The sequence below is a fragment of the Holdemanella sp. genome (genome assembly GCF_056804935.1).
Map to the genome: position 1 here is coordinate 1 of NZ_DBMEXE010000154.1, position 3,966 is coordinate 3,966.

Consider the following 3,966-nt stretch of genomic DNA (forward strand, 5'->3'; position numbering starts at 1 on the left):
GGTGTTCGAAATAAAGATATATGTCCAGAAGTCAATTTATATAAGACGTTGTATGAGTGTTGATTTTAGCTTTATATCCTAATTTATTAAATGTGTCTTTGCGCAAAAAAAGATGAGCAATTATTTACTCATCTAGTTTATCAATTACTTTTTTAATGTAGTAGGTTCTTAATAAGCCAAAGATCAAGATACAGATTCCTACAATGGAAATGGCTTTTTCTTGATACAACAAGCCAAACACAAAGACGACAATGCCAAGTCCAGCCAGCTGTAATTGTTTAAAAACAACCTTTTGTTTATCATTCATTAGCGAACAGTTACACCATTAGGCATTTCTTTTGCAACAGTGACAAATGACAAGTCTTTATCATCTGTAGCACACAAAATCATACCATATGATTCTACACCACGTAATTTTACTGGTTTTAAGTTTGTCACTACGACAACTTGTTTTCCAATCAATTCTTCTGGCTTGTAGTGTTTCGCAATACCACTAACGATTTGACGAACTTCACCACCCAAATCAATTTGTTCAACCAATAAACGATCTGCCTTTGGATGTGGTTCACACTTCACAATCGTACCGACTTTGAATTGTAGTTTCGCAAAATCATCAATCGTAACTTCTTCTACTTTTTCTTCTTTTTTAGGCTCTTCTTTTTTAGCTGCTTCTTTTTCTTTCTTAAACTCTTCCATAAATTTCTTTTCATCAATACGTGCAAACAATGGTTCACACTTTTCAACTACATGAATATCTGTTTCTAAGTTTCCAAAAGATTCACAAGAATCTAAATCCGTTACTTTTGTATTTAAATATGCGAACATCTTTTCTGCAGTTTCAGGTAAGAATGAATGTAATAATACTGCTGAAATACGAATAGATTCTAATAAGTTATATAAAACAGTAGCTAAACGATCTTGTTTTGATTCATCTTTTGCGAGTACCCAAGGCATTGTTTCATCAATGTACTTGTTTGTACGACGAAGCAATGTGAATACTTCATCTAATGCATCACCAACACGAAGTTCTTCCATCTTAGCTTCTACTTTCTTCTTAGTTTCTAAAGCACAAGCTTTTAATTCTTCATCGACTGCTTCACATACATTTGGATTTGTGACTAAACCACCAAAATACTTATTTGACATCGCAATTGTACGAGATACTAAGTTTCCTAAAATGTTTGCCAAGTCCGAATTGATTCTTTCAATCATTAATTCCCAAGTAATCGTTCCATCTTGCGCAAATGGCATTTCGTGTAAACAATAATAACGAACAGCATCTACACCAAAGTGAGCCACTAAATCTTCGGCATAAATCACATTACCTTTTGATTTAGACATTTTGTCACTTCCCGTAAGCAACCATGGATGACCGAATACTTTCTTAGGTAAAGGTAAATCCAAAGCCATTAAAATAATTGGCCAATAAATTGTGTGGAAACGCAAAATATCTTTACCAATAATGTGTGTTGCAGGCCAGTATTTGTTGAACTTTTCATCACTAACACCATTGGCATGATAGCCAAGTGTAGTGATATAGTTGCTTAATGCATCAATCCAAACGTATACAACGTGTTTTGGATCAAAGTCAACAGGAACTCCCCATGTAAATGATGTACGAGATACACAAAGGTCTTGTAATCCTGGACGCAAGAAGTTATTCAGCATTTCATTCTTACGAGATTCTGGTTGAATGAAATCAGGATGATCTTCAATGTATTTAATTAAGCGATCCGCATACTTTTGCATATTAAAGAAGTAAGCTTCTTCTTTTGCCTTCTTAACTGGACGACCACAATCTGGGCAACATCCATCTACCAATTGAGATTCTGTCCAGAATGATTCACAAGGTGTACAATACCATCCTTCATATGTTCCTTTATAGATATCTCCTTGATCGTATAAACGTTTAAAAATACTTTGTACTTCTTTTACGTGATAATCATCTGTAGTACGCACAAAATAATCATAGCTTGTATTCATTAAATCCCAGTTTGATTTAATTTGAGCAGCCACACCATCCACGAATTCTTGTGGACTTACACCTGCAGCTTTTGCCTTTTCTTCAATTTTTACACCATGCTCATCTGTACCTGTCTGAAAGAATACATCATATCCTTGTGCTCTTTTAAAACGAGCAATCGCATCCGACAAGATAATTTCATATGTATTCCCAATGTGAGGTCTACCTGATGTATACGCAATGGCCGTTGTTAAATAAAATGGTTCTTTCTTTTGTGTCATCTTTATTTCCTCCTATCATACAAATAAAAAAAGCCTTCATCCAAGGACGAAAGCTTCGTGGTACCACCTTAGTTTGTGTTTTCACACCTCAAGCTGTTAACGCCAGCATACGTCTTTACCTACCTATCGATAAAGAAGCTCCAAGACCATCTTCTCTATATATTGTACGCAGATTCACACCAAACCATCCGCTCTCTTTAGTACGCCATATAAATACTCTTCTTTTCTAAGCTTATTGACTTGTTTATTATACGCTATAAAACGTATTTTGAGCAAATTTATTTCGCAGCTTTTGTCAAAATTTTTACCAATGGTAAAGCTTTTTCAGGACAATTTGAAACACCCATATGATATTTTGGCTTAGTAGGACCATGATAATCACTACCACAAGATACGAATAATTTGCGTTTCTGAACAATTTTCAAGGCAGCCGCAACCGTTTGTTCATGTATATCATTAGAGAAGCATTCCACTCCATCCATACCTAAATCCACAATTTCTTCTAAAACATCATCTGAAATATAATCTAAATGCCAGCTTGATAAAATCGCAATACCTCCAGCACTATGAATCGCATCAATTACTGCTTTCGCATCCGGATAGTTAGCCTTTACATAACAAGGTCCATTCTTACCAAATACATCGGTTTCAAAACGAGACATCGCAACACTCTCACTTTCACAACTATCAATATACTTCTTCACAAAAGGCAATAAACGCGTTCTTTCGTTATGGAACACCATCTTTGTGATTTCTGCTGGTGTAATAGTTTGGAAACGAGAATTTGAAATTAATGAATCTACATCAATACGAATGCCTGAGTAATTTTCGAATTTTTCAACACGCTCCATGGATAAATCTTTTTCACGCTTCAAAGAATTTTGTTCTAACACTTCAAACACTTCATTCGTCCAGTCAATATAATAACCTAGAATACGTACTCGCATTCTTTTATATTGTGCATCCACTTCCACGCCTGGAATATATTGAATGTTGTACAAACTTGAAAAACGAACCGCTGCCGCATTCGCTCTTGCACAGTTGTGGTCTGTGATTGAGATAACTTCCAAGTGATTTTCTTTGGCTTGTTTGAATAATTCTTCTACATCATAATAACCATCATCACTGTAGTTTGAACGAATATGTAAATCGATTGGAGTCACAACCAACTCTTCTTTTACTAAAGCTGGTTCCACCTTTGTTTCAAAACGAATTTCCTGATCTGGTTCATTTACAGGAACCAAACCAAAAATCAAATCAAATAGAGTTTGTTGGTTTGGAGTGATTAAGGCGACAATACCATTGATGACCCACCATAAAATGACTCCTGGCACTTGAAAGAAGAACCCTAAAATCATCAAAGGAAGACCAAATCCCAATGCTTGTCGTAAGATCAAATTGATTGGCATCGCCTCTTTTTTGTTTCTACGAACCAATTTCAAATCCATAATGGCATATCCAAATGACTGCCCATTTGTTCGTGCTGTAAAAAACGCAAGTAATAATACACTAGATACAAATAACAATGCAAACATTAAGTAGAATAATAAATCAAAGAAGTGTGGTGGAATCAATCCACACATAATTAATAAAAACTCAAGAACCCATATATAAACAGGCAATAAACAAATGTTGACATCCATCAAAAACGCAAAGAAATGATTTTGGTAATCTCTTAGATTCCGTTTTAATGGAGTGGCATATTTATATCCACCTGCACGA

Annotated in this window: 3 protein-coding genes and 1 other annotated feature; all 3 genes read right to left on the minus strand. The window is 35.1% G+C overall.

Annotated elements, in window-relative coordinates; all coding sequences use genetic code 11:
* Positions 1-124 precede the first annotated feature (124 nt).
* Positions 125-307 (minus strand): hypothetical protein, encoded by a 183-nt coding sequence (locus ACZQCL_RS07220; protein ID WP_295567391.1) that lies wholly within the window; start codon positions 305-307, stop codon positions 125-127.
* Entirely contained in the window at positions 307-2,244 is a 1,938-nt protein-coding gene (gene metG, locus ACZQCL_RS07225) for a methionine--tRNA ligase (RefSeq protein WP_333672972.1), read from the minus strand. The genes ACZQCL_RS07220 and metG overlap by 1 nt, the downstream gene beginning before the upstream one ends.
* 39 nt (positions 2,245-2,283) lie before the next feature.
* Positions 2,284-2,482, minus strand: a binding site (T-box leader).
* A gap of 40 nt (positions 2,483-2,522) precedes the next feature.
* Positions 2,523-3,966 (minus strand): PHP domain-containing protein (locus ACZQCL_RS07230; RefSeq protein ID WP_482482480.1); only part of this gene is annotated, 1,444 nt, incomplete at its 5' end.